Source organism: Photorhabdus hindustanensis (assembly GCF_002968995.1).
In the GTDB taxonomy this organism is placed as follows: Bacteria; Pseudomonadota; Gammaproteobacteria; order Enterobacterales; family Enterobacteriaceae; genus Photorhabdus; species Photorhabdus akhurstii.
Genome location: NZ_PUWT01000165.1, coordinates 1 through 581, shown reverse-complemented (window position 1 = coordinate 581; position 581 = coordinate 1). Strand labels below are relative to the sequence as shown.

Sequence of the window (581 nt, the reverse complement as noted above, 5' to 3'; positions counted from 1 at the left end):
CACCCATGAAATCGTGGCCTATGTTGCTCAGCTCTGGAAGATTACCTTTAGCATTCCCGGCATGAATAAATGGCTACACCGTCAGGGTTTTTCTTATAAAAAACCTTGTGGTGTCCCTCATAAATTCGATGCAGAAAAACAGAGACAATTTATTGAATATTATGAAAATCTTAAAGTCGCCGCGAAAGACGAGCCCATCCTCTTTCTTGACGCGGTTCACCCGACTCAAGGTACCAAACTCAGTTATGGCTGGATGCGGAAAGGTGAGAAAAAAACAGTCAAAACAACAGGAAGCCGGACTCGCCTGAATATATTGGGCGCCCTCAACCTAAATGCCATTGGTCATACGGTGTTCCAGGAATATCAAACCATTAATGACTATAACATTTGCTGTTTTTTCAATGAAATAAGAAAGTCTTATCCTGACTATCATCAAAAAATTCATCTTATTGTGGATGGGGCGGGTTACAACAAAGCGCATCTTGTGAAGGAGTGGGCTTATGTCAGCAATATTGAGTTACATTACCTTCCGCCATACAGCCCAAATTTAAACCCGATAGAGCGATTATGGAAGGTCATGA

1 pseudogene is annotated in these 581 nt (G+C 41.8%); it reads left to right on the top strand.

Going from position 1 to position 581, the window contains the following annotated elements:
- A pseudogene (locus tag C6H66_RS24985) lies at positions 1-581 on the top strand (IS630-like element ISPlu3 family transposase); the annotation flags it as partial.